We start from the raw sequence: 14,864 nt of genomic DNA, 5'->3' as shown, positions 1-14,864 counted from the left end.
CTATGTCTAATGACCGTTTAGTTCATTCAAATGCCTTCAATTTCATGAGCCACTTGTCGGGTGGCGTGGATCCGCGCACAGGCTTGTACACGTTTTCTGCCAACCTGCGCAGTGTTTCCGGTAACGACCAATTGGGGCCCGAGTTTGACGTTGTGGTGCGCTACAGTCCACTCAGTCTTCAAGACAGTGGCTACGGTAAAGGGTGGACTCTGCGCACCAGCGAATTCGATTTCAACCGCGGGCGGCGGATCATCTCCCTGGCCAATGGCGAAACCTTCAAGGCCGACGGCCGAGTGGGTACGACCAATCAGCTGACCATGTCGGAAAAGAAAATCGACACCTTCCACCTGTATGAGGACAGCGACAGCCAATGGCGCGTGGTGCACCGTTCCGGCGTGGTCGAGGTGCTCGAGCCAAAAGGCACGGGCGAAAATGCCAGGGCCGTGCCGACACGCATCTTCAGCCCGCAGGGGCATTGGCTCGACCTCGAATACACCAACCATGCCGGTTTCCCGATGCTGAGCAAAATCACCGACATGCGCGACGACGTGGTGTTCGAGGTGACCCCCAGAGGCCAAGGCAAACGCGTCACGCTGACACTGCCAAGCGACACCGGCAGTGCCAGCTACACCTTGGTGCTGAACGGCGACAGCCGGGTGGAGCGCATCGAACTGCCCACCGAGAACCTGGCGAGTTGGCGCTTTTCCTATGGCGAGCAGCGCGGACTCTATTGCTTGCGTGAGGTACGCACCCCGACCGGCGGTTTCGAAGAAATCACCTACGGCGATGGCGGCCACCAGTTCCCGATCGGTTCAGGCCTGACCCCACTGCCGCGGGTAACCCGCCATGTGCAGCACCCAGGCCATGGGCAACCGGCGATCGACACACGCTACACCTACGGCGCCGATGACCATAACTTCCTCGGTGGCAACATCCGGCTGGACTGGGCCGACGATGGCCTGGACAACCTGTTTCGCCAAGTCATCGAATATGACTATGCCACTACCGAGACCCTGTGGGTCGATGAAAAACCGGTACGCAGCATCGTCCGCGAGTTCAACAAGTTTCACTTGCTGACGTCGGAAACTACCTATCTGGGCGATGAGCGCAATGCTGCTGGAACCGAAGTCATCGGTAACCAGATCAAGGAGGTCAAGACAACCTATGCATTGAGGTCTGGCTTTTTCAGGGAACAGCCGAATTATTGCCAGTTAGCCCACGGCATCGATACACGCTGGTGGCTTGTGAACAACCCCGGCAACAATTTCACCCTGTCTGAGGCCAGTACCTACGACGACTACGGTAATCTCCTGACACAAAAAGCCGTCAGTGGTGTGGAGGACACCTACCAGTGGTACAGCGCCAAGGAGCCAGGTTTCCCCGGGCATGACGAAGGCTTCGTCATGTACATGAAGGAAAAGAATCAGCGCCCGGCCGCCGGCCACTCCGGCGCGGCGCCGGTGCGCACCACGCATTATACCTGGCAGCAACTGCCAACCCTGACCGCCAGCCAATCGCAGACCGGGCAAACGCATTGGCTGGCGGTAGATGTCGAAACCTTCACCAGTGGGGATAATTCAAACACCACTTCCCACTGTTTCGAGCAAGTGGCGGATGAAACCGTCGTTGCGGCTGTGCCGCTGCAGCATGGTCGCCTGAAGCGGCAAGTGATCAGCTATCCGAACCCGAAAAAAGGTGCGACGGATGAACCGGACACGTTGGATACCTTGACTGAGCACGCCTACACCTACGAAACGCTGAACTGGGGGGTTGCCAAGCACGCCGGCCCCTTGGTCCGTGGCGCCATGCGCGTGCTGCAAGACCACCAGCTGGTTACCGGCTTTGACGCTACGAGCAAGCAAATCAGGACCCAGCAATCGCTGGCAACGGGTGAAGTGGTGCTCACCCGCGACGACACCGACACAGAGATCATGACCGTGTGGGACGCGCTGCTTCGCGTGGAACGTGAAATCGTCAGCCCGGGTAAGGAGGAAGAAGCATTTCGCCGATACGAATATGCACTGTGCGCCAATGACGGCGAGCAGGCGACCCAGACCCGGTTCGATGTGAAGGATGTGATGACCGTGGCGTACTTCGATGGCGTGAACCGCACCGTCAGGGAAGAGCGGGAAACCAGGATGCTTGAACTGCCTCAGGCGCAGTACACGCCCAAGGCCGAGAGGTCGACCAAACCTGCCTACAGGGCAAACTATGACAGTTGGGGCCGATTGAAGGATGAAACCGAGATCGACTGGCTCACCAAGGGTGACCTGGACCTGACCAGTCATTATCGCTACGACGAATGGGGTGAGCAATTGTGTGTAATTGGCCCGGATGGTGTAGCCGACTTCGCCCACACCGACCCGATCGGCGACGGCACTATTGGCCCGATCAGGCGCGAATGGCGCCAGCAGATGTTCGACGAGCAAGGCGCTGAGCTGGAGAACGGTCGCAAAACGGGGGTCACGCAGACCCAGTTGAACCGTTTTGAATTGCCAGTCACACTTCGCCGCTTGGTCAAGGAAAAGCCAGATGATGAGCAAGAGACCGTCCTTAAGAGCGAGACGCGAACCGATTACGATGGGTTCGGGCGCAAGATCAAGGAGGTGTCGGGGCTGGGCACTGCAGCGCAAAAACAGGAGGAAACTTTCAGCTACGATGGGTTCGATCGTTTGTTGACGCATAGCCTGCGCGAAGGCGACGTGGTGCACAGGGCCTATGCTGCGCATTCTGATCAGGACCTGCCGATCAGTATCCGAGTGAATGACCTGTTGCTGGGTGAGCAAGGTTTCGATGGCCTGGGCCGCAAGGTCTTGTCCATCACCGGTGGGCGTCGGCAGATTCTGAAATACGGGCCCGGTGAATCGCAGCCGAACGAGGTGATTACGCCGATGGGAGCGATCCATTATAGCTATCGCCCCCATCTGACAACAGAGCCGACAGCCAGGACACTGGCTGGAACTGAGGCAAGCTATGTATTCGACGAGCACAATGCACGTCTCAAAAGCTGTAGCGAGCAAGGAGGAGAGGCATTTACACGTAGCTACTACACCACCGGGCAAGTGCATAAAGAAGAGCGTGGTGAGTACGCAATGGAATATGTCTACAGCCTGCAAGGGCGCATGGAGCAGTACCGGGATGTTCTGGAGCAGGTTCAGGTCAATGATTACGATGCCGCTGGACGGCTCGAACTGACAACGTTAGGCGAACTGAGCAGCCTGTTCAAGTATGACGAGCTCGGCCGGACCTTGAGTTATGAAACGCTCGACAATACCCCTGGCAGCGTAAACGCACTGAAAACCGAACTGACATACGACGATCTAGAGCGAGAGGTTTCACGCACATTCACCTTCAGTCAGCACCCGGCGCAGGTGCTGAGCCAGGACTATGACGAGTTTGACCGGATCACCGAGCGTACCTTGTTGCAAGGCACCACAGAATTGCGCAAGGAAACCTACAAGTACGACACGCGCGGCCGCCTGACCGGATACGCGTGCTCTGGCGAGTTGTGCCCTGTCGATCCGTATGGCAAACAGATCACTGAACAGGTGTTCGGTTTCGATGCGCTGGATAACATCAGGCAGGTGTTGACCCGCTTCGAGGGGGGGGAGAATCGTGCGATCTATTGGTTTGATAACGACGATGATCCTGCGCAGCTTTCACGGATCACCAACACCTTCACTGATCTTTATCCGGCGGAAATCCAGTTGGCCTATGATCCGAATGGCAACATGACCGTCGATGATGCGGGGCGTGTGCTGGAATACGATGCGCTCAATCGCCTGAGGAGGGTCACCGATGCCGAAAATCGCCAGCATGACTATGGCTACGATCCGATGAACGTTCTGACTTCGACCAACGGCCCGGCGTGACGCTGGCGCCGAGCGTGATCCCGACAACCAAGGCGTGTGTCGCCTTGGTTGTCGTTTTTTTGCTGTCAGCGGTAACGGATGGTGAAGTTCAATGCGCCCTTCGCTTCACCTGCGCGCACGGCGCTGGCATCGTCGGTCTGATAGAAGCGGACGCCAAAGTTCAGCTCGGTGGTGCCATTCTGGATCGCCTTGAGGTCCTCTTCGCGCTGGAGGGGTAAGGGGCTGCCGTCGTCCTTCAGCACCTGGATACCCACCCCCTCAGCGGTGGAGTCCGTTGTCAGGGTGAATACCCCATCCAGACCGGGGACCGGGCTTGAGCCGTCGGCAGGATCGAGTTCGATGCTGGCCCGCGTCAAGCCGCCGGGGTCTGTCTGGCAGTTGCTCAAGGTGATCGAGAACGGGATGATCGCGGTCGTGGTGCCCTTGGCAACGAAGTGGGACTTGTCCCATGGCTGCAGGTCAACCGGATTGGCGTCGACCGGGTCACCAATAAGGCTGCACTGGGTTTGCAACACCGTGGCCTGCAAGCGATAGCGCGTCACCAGCCCCAGCCCCTGGGCACTCAGATGCCCGGTGAACAGTTCGCTGTCGACGTGGTGCTGGCCGGGGGCGATGTCGCCTGTCTTGACCAGCGTCACCTCATTCCACACTCCGCCGAGCGTGAACCCGCCTATTTGATTGTTGTACTGAAACGTCGAATTGAAGGGAATGAACGGATTGCCAGGCCCACCTTCGGGCATGAAGTAACCTGGGTGTGAGCCGTTGAAAGGTTCTCTTAGGCGAATTCTGGCGCCGACGCCATCGATATTGGTGTTGAGGATGTAGCCATCGGACGGCTCACCTGCCACCGGTGGCAACGGATCCGGGAATACCGAGTTGGCATGCGTGTCGTAGCGCCAGAGCACGTCGCCGTCGTTGAAGCAAAGCATCGTCGATCTTGGGGACGAGACGGTGAAATCCCGCTGGTTGGGTGTGCCGATCACATCGCCTGGCGTGGCGTTGAGGGGGACATGCATGATTCCGGGGAGGACACGCGTCAAGTTCGTGGGTTGGGTACCCTCCGACCATGAGCATCTTTCACCAGCACGGACTTGGCCACCGGCAAATAACATGACGATGAGCCCCAGGGGTATATAGCGATTCATGAATGGTCCTGCTGTTATGGGGCGATTGTGGGCGTAGGTACTGGAGTGGGGCTTTTCATTCGCAGAGCAATGACTGCAAGCGATAGCCCTGGTCTGGCGCAATGGCTTGTGGGTCTAGCTGGAAACTACAGCCGCTGTCTGGCGCCTCACCCCAGCGGGCCTCGAGCTGCTGCATGCCATCGGGCAGCGACACCACGGCGCGACCTGCCGGGCCAACCATACCCAGCGCGCTGCCCTCGGCATCGTGCAATTGGCTACCGAAAGGCAATGGCAACTGGTTGCTGTCGAACAGCGTGAGCACAACGCGATTGGCTTTTCGAGCTTCAAAGCGGCTTTTGACCACCGCCCCGCGCCGTGGCACCACATCGGCGGTGGCATTGACGATTTCAACATCCGGGGCCAGTTGGTCTGTGTCGAGTACCAATTGGTTGAGCCGGTACGGCCGCAAGTGCGGTACCAACGCATAACCTTTAGCGTTGGTGCGGCTTGCGCCATGGTTGCGTACCCCCACTGCGGGAATGTCCGGTACCTCTACCAGGCCGATGGTCTCGCCCAGGTACGGTCCCAACTCCATGCCATCGGCATGCAGCAGGGCCGCGCCGCTCATGTTCAGCGACAAACTACGGTGGTTGTCCGACGCAGACAGGCCCGCGCCCAGGGTGGCTTGGGGCGCCTGATAGGCCAAGGACAGCGCAGCGGCCTGCTGGCGCTGCGCGTCGGAGGCTATCGACGCGTTGTAGCTCAGGCGCTCGACCTGGCTGCTCAAGCTTGCACGCTGCGATGTGCCGTGGGCCGAATGTTGCACGTCCAGACTCAGGCTGCTGCTGCGGCCAAACTCCAGCGGTATCGAAACGCTGAGGCCGAACTGGCGGTCGGTCGCCGCATGGTCGCGCGTCAACGACTGTGACCCATGTAGGTTGTAGCTGATGCCGTTGTGCGAAGTGCTGAAGCTGAGCTGGAACTGGCGTTGGCTGTCGCGGCGCTGCCAGTAGTCCTGTTGCGACAGGCTGAGGCTTAGCGTGCTGCGCTCCCCAATGCGCTGGTTGATCGAACCTTCCAGGCGGCTGCGCCGGCTGCCAAGGAACAAGCGGTCGCTGCTGCGCTGGCTGACCCACTCGTCGAAGTCGCGATAGCCGCGGGTCGAGTAGCGGTAGCCGGCGAAGCGCACATGGGTGCCGCTGTTGAATGCCTTGCTGTATCTGGCGCTGTAGCTCATGCCTTGTACGGTTTGTGGCTCGGCCGGCGCGAGATCACTGCGGGCATGGGTGATATCGAACGACAGCGCACCGATGCTCCCGAGGTCGCGCGCGATGCCCACGGCTTCAGCCGTATAGCCCTCACTGGCCATCAAGCCGCCGTACAACGTTGCATTCCACACCATGCCTTTGGCCAGGGTGCCTTGCCACAGCAGTGGCTGCTGGTTGCCATAAGCCGGGTTGTAGCGCCCCAGTGTAGTGCTGTAGCGCGTAACGCCGGGCCGCAGCAGGTTGGTGATGCTGGCGTAAGGCTGGATGAAGCGCCGCACCTGGCCATCGGCCTCGGTCAACACCACCTCCAGCTCACCTGCGGCCCCCACGTTGAGATCGTCGATGGCGTAGGGGCCTGGGCTGACGTAGGTGGAATAGATCGGGTAACCGTTTTGCCATACTTCGAGTTTGGCCCGCGTCTGCGCCACCCCACGCAAGGTGGGCGCATAGCTGCGCAGCAAATCAGGCAGCATGTCGGTATCGGATGCCAGGCGCACGCCGGTGACCGGCACGCTGCGAAAGACATCGCTGCCGCTGAACGTTTCGCCCACGGTGATATTGCCCCAGGTGCCGGGCAGATCATGCTGGGCGTAGGTTGATGAGCGATCCCACGTTTGCCGGCCATCGTGGTCGCGCCGCCAGGCCTGGTTGCTGCGCAGGCGCCAGCCGCCTAGATTGATACCGCTGTTGAGGTACAAGTCCTGGCTGTTCTGCGTGCCGTATGCGCGGCTGCCGCTTTGCTGCACGGATGCCTGATAACTGACGAATGCCGCCGGAATGCCTGCTTCCCATTGTGCCGGATCAACCTGGCCGGCCAGATCTCGGCGCATGGCGATCTGCGGAATGGAAATTGCGAGTTGCAACTTGCCTGCGTCGAAGGTGGCCAGTGCGCCTGGCACTAGCCTGGGTAAGTCCAGGCAGGCGCTGGCCAGCGCGCCGGGGTCGGCGATGGCGTCCAGCCTCAGGCCCAGCTCGGCCAGCAGTTCAGGCGCCAGGCACGCCTGCAGTTGCCCGTCGGGCCTTGCCTCGAAGGTCAGTTCATGTATGCCGCCCGGGCTGAGATTGACCAGCACTTGCACCGAATAACGCCCAGGCGGCAGCTCTTGTTGTTCTGAAAGCCCGTGCAGGGCGTGGGTGGCATGCGTTCTTGGCTGCCCGGGGGAAAGATGCAGAAAGCTGGCATCGAATTCAGCGCTTGCCAGCGCAAATGGGGGGGGCACCAGCGTGGCAGCCGTCAGGGACAGGAGCATGGGGTAAACGCGGCGCAGGCGCGTACGCCTGCACCCGATGGGTTGCAGGATCATTGAAGTTCCTTCGTTGGAGCGGTAGATCAGGGGGTGTCGTTCACACGTAACGTCAGCGGCTTGCTGGTGCCGCCATAGTCATTGATCACCGCGACGATGGCCTGCAGACCGGGGCCGTCGAGCCCGTCTGGCAGCGCGTAGCTCAGTTCGGCCATGGGCGGCAGCATGTCTACACCAGGCACGGCTTTTTGCTGTTTGCCCTTGATCAGATCCAGCCGGCTGAAGGTGTAGTGGTAGGGGGTGGGGTTGCGCAGCGTCAGGCGCGCTTTGCCGTTGCGCACGGTTCTGGAAAGCTGCAACTGGTCGAGCTGGTTGGCCGGGTTGCCCTGCACGGCGGCTGGGCGGTAAAACAACTTGATGCGCGTGCGCAAGGCGATGTTCAGGGCGTTGCGTTGACTGTCGACCGCTTGCGGAACCTCTTGCAGGTTGAAGAAGAACAGCGATTCACGGTCTTCGGGCAGGTCGTTTGGCAACCCGCTGATCTGAACCGACTGCTGCTTGCCAGCGGCTAGCCGGAAGAGGGTCGGTGACGTCACGAATGGAACCGCCGTGGTGGTGTCATCGGCCAGGGTATTGATCCAGGCCTGCGCGGCAAAGGCGCGTTGACTGGGGTTCGCAATTACCACCGAAGCACTGCGCTGGCTACTCTCGTAGACAATGCGCGTGCTGCTGATGGTGAGGGCAGCTTGGGCGGTGTTCTGCAGGCTGCTGAAAAGCAGCATGCAGCCCCCCAATAACGTTGAGATGCGAGTGAAGGAACGCATAAAAATGACCGAGTCGCGGTGATTGGAGCGTCCAGATGCACAGCGGCATCTGGACAGAGGGTCAAGGAAGGGCGACGATGAAGTTCACATCTGCGTTGGTAGCCCCGTCAGTCACGGTTCCAGTCTTTCTCAGCGAGGCATAGAACTTCAGGTCGGTGATGCCGGTGGATGCCACCGGGTAATCCTTGGAATCAGTGCGTGGAGGGATCGAGTCGTAATCATCATCCTTGATTTCCAGTGCCAGGCCGCCGGCACCCGCAGTGCGAATGGCGTAGTATTCGCTGCTGGCCCCCGCATCACCGTTCACCGAGTCGAATTGCACTTTGGCGTTGCCACCCGGTGGGACGACGCAGGTGCCATCGGCTTCGACTCGCAGAGCGAACGCGACATCGGTGGTAGAATCGTTATTGGTGAAGTACTTGACTGGGTATACCCCGAGATCTACCCAGCCCGTGCCGCCCAAACCCGGATCGACGACTTCGATGGGGCAAGTGCTGCCCCCATTGATGTGGCCCTTGAAGAGAATTTTGCCGGTTTCGGTGGCGGCAAATGCGCTGCTGCTTGCCAGGCTGAAGATGAGCGCGATAAGCGTTTTGTTCATGTCCTTATCCTTACGTTGAGAGGTGGGCGGGCTGCTTGAGGAGCACGCAGCGTTCCAAGTGCCGGAGCATGCTTGGAACCCGATCAGCGTATGGATAGGGCGTGGAGAAGTATGTAGGCCGAGGGGAAACCTGGATGGTGATACTTCCCAACCCCAGCGGGTAAATGCCAGGCGCCAGGCCTGTCAGTGGCGGGGCACTGCGCCCGCTGCGTTCAGCAACTGCTTTTCCGCATGCCAGTCGAAAGGTTCGTCGTTCTGCTCAGCCTCATAGCGGCGTTCTTCCAGTTGCTGATAGAGGGCAAGTTCGTCATCGGGCATGAAGTGGAGGCAATCGCCGCCAAAGAACCACAGTAGATCCCGCGGCACCAGATGGGCGATCTGCGGGTAGCGCTGGATCACTTGGCAGATCAGGTCTTGGCCCAGGTACTGGCTGTGCAGCGGGTCCTGCGGCAGCAGCGTGAGCAGTTCATCGAAGCGGTCGAGGAACAGGGTGTGGCTTTCCTCCGGGACCTGCTCGGCATCACCCAGGGCCGCCAGGATGGTGCGCAGGTGGTTGAGCAGTTGCAGGTGGTATTCCAAGTGGGGGGTGGCCATGGGGCGATCCTCGATTGGTTGAAACGGGCGCGGAGTATACGCCGGTTCGGCCTGGGGCTGAAAAGCGGGGAGCGTTGCGAGCCTTGTCCCCGGCAAGCCTGCTCCCCCCGCTCTGGTTCAGCGCACCTTGCCTGGTTCAGGCAACAACTGCTCCTTGTCGAAGGCATCCACATCGATGACTGCCCGGCGCGCTTGCTCCGCGGCATACAGCCGTTGCCCTTCGCCAGGCTGCAGCACACCGCTTTCGACTGCTGCCTCGATAAGCGGCTGCCTAGGTGCGGCCCTGACCTGGCCCTGCTTGATCGCATGGTTTAGCGCCTTATGCAGAGGCGCGGCTTCATCCAGCAGGTCGCTAGCCCGTTGTAGGGCCGCCACTGGGTCGCCTTCGGCCTGGGGCCTGAAGCAACCGGCTAGCAGCTCTTCCAGTGCGGGATCACCCTTGCTGCGGCCGATCAATGTCGCCACTTCGGCATCCAGCTCATCGCTCGGCCCGTTATGCCGGCGGCCGAAGGGGAATACCAGCACACGCAGTGCGCAACCCACAAATCGGCTGGGGAAGTTGTCGAGCAACCGGTCCAGGGCCTGCTCCGCCTGCCCAAGGCTTTCTTCCATGGCCCAGCGCAGCAATGGCCGCATGTGCTCCGGCGAGCCCAGGTCGTGGTAGCGCTTGAGTGCAGCGCTGGACAGGTACAGGTAGCTCAACACATCACCCAGCCGTGCGCTCAGCCGCTCGCGGCGTTTGAGTGCGCCGCCCAGCAGCATCATCGACAGGTCAGCCAATAGGGCGAAGGCTGAGGCCTGGCGGTTGAGCGCGCGGAAGTAGCCTTGGCTCAATGCATCACCGGGCACGCTTTCCAGGCGGCCCAGCCCCAGGTTGAATACCAGCGTGCTGGCCGCATTGCCAGCGGCGAACATGATGTGCTGCATCAACAGGTCGTCGAACTCGCGCAGTGCCTGGTCGTGGTCATGGCGCCCGGCCAGGGCCATTTCCTTGAGCACGAACGGGTGGCAACGGATGGCGCCCTGGCCAAAGATCATCAGGTTGCGCGAGAGGATATTGGCACCCTCGACGGTGATGAAGATCGGCGCCCCTTGCCAGTTACGGCCCAGGTAGTTGTTCGGGCCCATGATGATACCCTTGCCGCCGTGCACGTCCATGGCATGCTGGATGCATTCACGGCCGCGCTCGGTAAGGTGGTACTTGAGAATCGCCGACAGCACCGAGGGCTTTTCGCCCAGGTCCACGGCCTTGGCGGTCAGCAGGCGGGCGCTGTCCATCAGCCAGGCGTTGCCGCCGATGCGTGCCAGGGATTCCTGGATGCCTTCGAAGGCCGCCAGCGGCACATTGAACTGCTCGCGGATATTGGCGTACTGGCCGGTGACCAGGCTGGTGTACTTGGCCGCCCCCGTGCCGACGGCGGGCAGGGAAATCGAGCGGCCCACCGACAGGCAGTTCATCAACATCATCCAGCCCTTGCCGAGCATGGCCTGGCCACCGATCAGGAAGCTCAGTGGCACGAATACGTCCTTGCCGCTATTGGGGCCGTTCATGAAGGCAGCGCCCAGCGGCAGGTGGCGCTTGCCGATTTCGACGCCGGGGGTGTCGGTAGGGATCAGGGCCAGGCTGATGCCCAGTTCTTCCTGCTCGCCCAGCAAATGGTCCGGGTCGTAGGCCTTGAAGGCCAGGCCCAGCAGGGTCGCCACCGGGCCGAGGGTGATATAGCGCTTTTCCCAGTTCAGGCGCAGGCCGAGGACTTCTTCGCCTTGCCATTGGCCTTTGCAGATGACACCAGTGTCGGGCATGGCGCCAGCGTCGGAGCCGGCCAATGGGCCGGTGAGGGCGAAGCAGGGGATTTCTTCGCCACGGGCCAGGCGCGGCAGGTAGTGGTTGCGTTGCTCATCGGTGCCGTAGTGCAGCAGCAACTCAGCGGGCCCCAGGGAGTTGGGCACCATCACGGTCGAGGCCAGGTCGCCGCTGCGGGTGGCCAGCTTCATCGCCACCTGGGAGTGGGCATAGGCGGAGAAACCTTTACCGCCATATTCCTTGGGGATGATCAGGGCAAAGAAACCGTTCGACTTGATATGCGCCCACGCTTCGGGCGGCAGGTCGAGGTCCTGGCCGATCTGCCAGTCGCTGACCATTGCGCAGAGCGCTTCGGTGGGGCCGTCGATGAAGGCCTGTTCTTCCTCGGTCAGCTTTGGTGCAGGATAGGCCAGCAGGGTACGCCAGTCGGGGCGGCCGCTGAACAGTTCGCCGTCCCACCAGACGGTGCCTGCGTCGATCGCTTCGCGCTCGGTTTGCGACATGGGCGGCAGGGTGCGCCGGAACCAGTTGAACACCCGGCCGGTGAACACCTTGCGGCGCCAGTCGGGCAGCGCCACCAGGGCTACCTTGAGCGCCAGCACGATCCAGATCAGCGCTAGCAGCCAGCCGGGGGCGCTGCTGAAAATGCTCATCAGCAGGGCATAGGCCGCCACGCTGCCGAGAATCTGCAGGGGCGCCAGGCGCCGGTGCGTGAGGTATGCCGCGCCGATCACCAGCACTACCAACCATAACAGCAACATAATCGGTCCTCCTTGGAACCAAGGGCTTGAGCCGTCCCGGATAGCTTAGACGCAACGCTGTGAACGGCAGGGTCAGAACAGTGACAGGGTGTGGCGGTGGGAGTTTCAGGATATTTTCAGCCTGTGCCGGCCTCTTCGCGGGCACGCCCGCTCCCACAGGGATATCACAGGGTTCGAGACTGGTGAGACACCTGTGGGAGCGGGCGCGCCCGCGAGGAGGCCGGTACAGGCGAGAAAACTCTGGAGTAGACTGTGCAGCCCTCCACATTCATAAGGACGTTGCCATGCTGAAGATCTGGGGCCGCAAGAATTCGAGCAATGTGCGCAAGGCGCTGTGGATTGCCCACGAACTGGGCCTGGACTTCGCGTCCATCGACGCCGGCGGCGCCTTCGGCGTGGTCAACGAGCCGCACTACCGCGCGCTCAATCCCAACGGCCTGGTGCCCCTGCTGGAGGACGGCGACCTGGTCCTGTGGGAGTCCAACGCCATTGTCCGCTACCTGTGCGCCGAGTACGGCGCCGAGCGAGGCTGGTACCTGGAAAACCCACGCCAGCGCGCCCTGGCCGACAAGTGGATGGACTGGACCACGTCATCCTTGGCAACCCCCTTCCGCCCGCTGTTCTGGGGCCTGCTGCGTACCCCGGAAGACCAGCGCGACTGGGTGGCGATCAACGCTGCGCACAAACGCTGTGCCGAGCTGCTGGCGATGGCCGATGCAGCCCTGGCCAAGCAACCGTATCTTTCCGGTGACCAGATCGGCATGGGCGACATCCCACTGGGGTGCTTCGCCTATGCCTGGTTCGAGCTGCCCATCGAGCGCCCGGCCATGCAGCATCTGGAAGACTGGTACGCACGACTCAAGGCACGCCCGGCCTACCAGGCTGCGGTGATGACGGCGTTGACCTGAATCGAACACCACGGCTGTTTCGATAGTCACTATCAATACACATGACTGTACTTGTGCGGCCAGGCCTTGCACCATTGGCCGCACTCACTGCGCCAGTGACGTTATCTGGCGTGTCCTGCACCTTATTCTTCGGTAAGTGACCCGCTATGAGTTCTGCCCTGTCCATCCGACAGCTCACCAAAACCTACGGCAACGGCTTCCAGGCCCTCAAGGGCATCGACCTGGACGTTGCCGAAGGTGACTTCTTCGCCTTGCTCGGCCCCAACGGCGCCGGCAAGTCCACCACCATCGGCATCCTGTCCACGCTGGTGAACAAGACCAGCGGCACGGTCAACGTGTTCGGCCATGACCTGGACCGCGAGCCCGCCGCGCTCAAGCGCTGCCTGGGCGTGGTGCCGCAGGAGTTCAACTTCAACCAGTTCGAGAAAACCTTCGATATCGTGGTGACCCAGGCCGGCTACTACGGCATCCCGCCCAAACTGGCCAAAGAGCGCGCCGAGCAATACCTGACCCAGCTGGGTCTGTGGGACAAGCGCGACGTGCAGTCGCGTTCGTTGTCTGGTGGCATGAAGCGCCGCCTCATGATTGCCCGCGCGCTGATTCACGAGCCGCGCCTGCTGATCCTGGACGAACCTACCGCCGGGGTGGACATCGAGCTGCGCCGGTCGATGTGGAGCTTTCTCACCGAGCTGAACCAGAAGGGCATCACCATCATCCTCACCACCCATTACCTGGAAGAGGCTGAGCAGCTGTGCCGTAACATCGGCATCATCGACCACGGCACCATCGTCGAGAACACCAGCATGCGCCAGTTGCTGGGCAAGCTGCATGTCGAAACCTTCGTCCTCGACCTCAAGCAGGACCTGGCCACGGCGCCGCTGTTGCAAGGCTACCCTTGCCGGCTGCTGACCCCGCACACGCTGGAAGTGCAGGTGGACAAGGACATCGGCATTACCGCGCTGTTCGGCCAGCTGGCCCTGCAGAACATCGAAGTGCAAAGCCTGCGCAACAAGACCAACCGACTCGAGGAGCTGTTCGTGTCCCTGGTGGAAAAAAACCTGTCGAAGGTGGCCGTATGAGTGTGGAACTGCGTACCAACTGGGTCGCCCTGAACACCATCGTCTACCGTGAAGTGCGGCGTTTTCTGCGCATCTGGCCGCAGACCCTGCTGCCGCCCGCGATCACCATGGTCCTGTACTTCGTGATTTTCGGTAACCTGATCGGCCGGCAGATCGGTGACATGGGTGGTTTCACCTACATGCAATACATCGTGCCCGGGCTGATCATGATGTCGGTGATCACCAACTCTTATGGCAACGTGGTGTCGAGCTTCTTCGGCAGCAAGTTCCAGCGCTCGATCGAAGAGTTGATGGTGTCGCCGGTATCGCCGCACATCATTCTCGTCGGTTATGTGCTGGGTGGCGTGTTGCGTGGCCTGGCGGTGGGGGTGATCGTGACCATCCTGTCGATGTTCTTCACCGACCTGCAGGTGCACCACCTGGGCGTGACCGTGGCCGTGGTGCTGCTGACCGCGACCATCTTCTCGCTGTTGGGCTTCGTCAACGCGGTGTTCGCGCGCAACTTCGATGACATTTCGATCATCCCGACCTTCGTGCTGACGCCACTGACTTACCTGGGCGGGGTGTTCTATTCGATCAACCTGCTGCCGCCATTCTGGCAGACCGTGTCGCTGGCCAACCCGGTGTTGCACATGGTCAACTCATTCCGCTACGGCATCCTAGGGGTGTCGGATATCAGCATTGGTACGGCGATCACCTTCATGCTGGTGGCCACCGCGGTGCTCTACCTGCTGTGTGTGCGCCTGCTGGTCAGCGGCCGCGGCATGCGCGCCTGAGGCCTTGCA

10 protein-coding genes are annotated in these 14,864 nt (G+C 61.1%); 4 read left to right on the top strand and 6 right to left on the bottom strand.

Annotation, left to right across the window (positions count from 1 at the left end; all coding sequences use genetic code 11):
• The first annotated feature begins 2 nt into the window (after positions 1–2).
• Positions 3–3,872 (top strand): RHS repeat domain-containing protein, encoded by a 3,870-nt coding sequence (locus ACF8SD_RS14820; protein WP_392484611.1) that lies wholly within the window; start codon positions 3–5, stop codon positions 3,870–3,872.
• A gap of 65 nt (positions 3,873–3,937) precedes the next feature.
• On the opposite strand, the gene ACF8SD_RS14815 is transcribed toward ACF8SD_RS14820, so the two are convergent.
• The 6 genes from ACF8SD_RS14815 to ACF8SD_RS14790 form a co-directional block, all read right to left on the bottom strand.
• On the bottom strand, positions 3,938–4,888 hold the full coding sequence (locus ACF8SD_RS14815; RefSeq protein ID WP_392484610.1) for a fimbrial protein: 951 nt from the start codon (positions 4,886–4,888) through the stop codon (positions 3,938–3,940).
• A gap of 184 nt (positions 4,889–5,072) precedes the next feature.
• Positions 5,073–7,568 (bottom strand): fimbria/pilus outer membrane usher protein, encoded by a 2,496-nt coding sequence (locus tag ACF8SD_RS14810; protein ID WP_392484609.1) that lies wholly within the window; start codon positions 7,566–7,568, stop codon positions 5,073–5,075.
• A 26-nt stretch (positions 7,569–7,594) separates the two neighbouring features.
• A complete protein-coding gene (locus tag ACF8SD_RS14805; RefSeq protein ID WP_392484608.1) occupies positions 7,595–8,332 on the bottom strand; it encodes a molecular chaperone in 738 nt (245 codons plus the stop codon).
• A gap of 61 nt (positions 8,333–8,393) precedes the next feature.
• Positions 8,394–8,933 carry a fimbrial protein gene (locus ACF8SD_RS14800; protein WP_392484607.1) on the bottom strand — a complete coding sequence of 180 codons (540 nt, stop codon included), beginning with the start codon at positions 8,931–8,933 and terminating at the stop codon, positions 8,394–8,396.
• A 183-nt stretch (positions 8,934–9,116) separates the two neighbouring features.
• Positions 9,117–9,527 (bottom strand): PA2817 family protein, encoded by a 411-nt coding sequence (locus tag ACF8SD_RS14795; protein ID WP_392484606.1) that lies wholly within the window; start codon positions 9,525–9,527, stop codon positions 9,117–9,119.
• A gap of 117 nt (positions 9,528–9,644) precedes the next feature.
• Positions 9,645–12,092 (bottom strand): acyl-CoA dehydrogenase, encoded by a 2,448-nt coding sequence (locus ACF8SD_RS14790; RefSeq protein ID WP_392484605.1) that lies wholly within the window; start codon positions 12,090–12,092, stop codon positions 9,645–9,647.
• A gap of 284 nt (positions 12,093–12,376) precedes the next feature.
• Between ACF8SD_RS14790 and ACF8SD_RS14785 the strand changes: the two genes are divergently transcribed.
• The 3 genes from ACF8SD_RS14785 to ACF8SD_RS14775 all read left to right on the top strand — a co-directional run bounded on the left by ACF8SD_RS14785 (position 12,377) and on the right by ACF8SD_RS14775 (position 14,855).
• Complete coding sequence (locus ACF8SD_RS14785; RefSeq protein ID WP_392484604.1) at positions 12,377–13,000, top strand: glutathione S-transferase; 624 nt, start codon at positions 12,377–12,379, stop codon at positions 12,998–13,000.
• Between the two features lie 146 nt (positions 13,001–13,146).
• Positions 13,147–14,079: an ABC transporter ATP-binding protein gene (locus tag ACF8SD_RS14780; protein ID WP_173890709.1), complete on the top strand. Its 933-nt coding sequence runs from the start codon at positions 13,147–13,149 to the stop codon at positions 14,077–14,079.
• Positions 14,076–14,855 (top strand): ABC transporter permease, encoded by a 780-nt coding sequence (locus ACF8SD_RS14775; RefSeq protein WP_009681883.1) that lies wholly within the window; start codon positions 14,076–14,078, stop codon positions 14,853–14,855. The genes ACF8SD_RS14780 and ACF8SD_RS14775 overlap by 4 nt, the downstream gene beginning before the upstream one ends.
• Positions 14,856–14,864: the final 9 nt, after the last annotated feature.

The sequence above is a fragment of the Pseudomonas sp. CJQ_9 genome, from assembly GCF_043106615.1.
GTDB classification, from domain to species: Bacteria; Pseudomonadota; Gammaproteobacteria; order Pseudomonadales; family Pseudomonadaceae; genus Aquipseudomonas; species Aquipseudomonas juntendi.
Note: the sequence above shows the minus strand (reverse complement) of the source record. Positions and strands in the feature narration are given on the sequence as shown.

Excerpts from the sequence above, each read along its gene's own strand:
- ACF8SD_RS14820 (WP_392484611.1), top strand. The coding sequence starts at position 3 with ATGTCTAATGACCGTTTAGTTCATTCAAATGCCTTCAATTTCATGAGC.
- ACF8SD_RS14815 (WP_392484610.1), bottom strand. The coding sequence starts at position 4,888 with ATGCATGTCCCCCTCAACGCCACGCCAGGCGATGTGATCGGCACACCC.
- ACF8SD_RS14810 (WP_392484609.1), bottom strand. The coding sequence starts at position 7,568 with ATGATCCTGCAACCCATCGGGTGCAGGCGTACGCGCCTGCGCCGCGTT.
- ACF8SD_RS14805 (WP_392484608.1), bottom strand. The coding sequence starts at position 8,332 with ATGCGTTCCTTCACTCGCATCTCAACGTTATTGGGGGGCTGCATGCTG.
- ACF8SD_RS14800 (WP_392484607.1), bottom strand. The coding sequence starts at position 8,933 with ATGAACAAAACGCTTATCGCGCTCATCTTCAGCCTGGCAAGCAGCAGC.
- ACF8SD_RS14795 (WP_392484606.1), bottom strand. The coding sequence starts at position 9,527 with ATGGCCACCCCCCACTTGGAATACCACCTGCAACTGCTCAACCACCTG.
- ACF8SD_RS14790 (WP_392484605.1), bottom strand. The coding sequence starts at position 12,092 with ATGTTGCTGTTATGGTTGGTAGTGCTGGTGATCGGCGCGGCATACCTC.
- ACF8SD_RS14785 (WP_392484604.1), top strand. The coding sequence starts at position 12,377 with ATGCTGAAGATCTGGGGCCGCAAGAATTCGAGCAATGTGCGCAAGGCG.
- ACF8SD_RS14780 (WP_173890709.1), top strand. The coding sequence starts at position 13,147 with ATGAGTTCTGCCCTGTCCATCCGACAGCTCACCAAAACCTACGGCAAC.
- ACF8SD_RS14775 (WP_009681883.1), top strand. The coding sequence starts at position 14,076 with ATGAGTGTGGAACTGCGTACCAACTGGGTCGCCCTGAACACCATCGTC.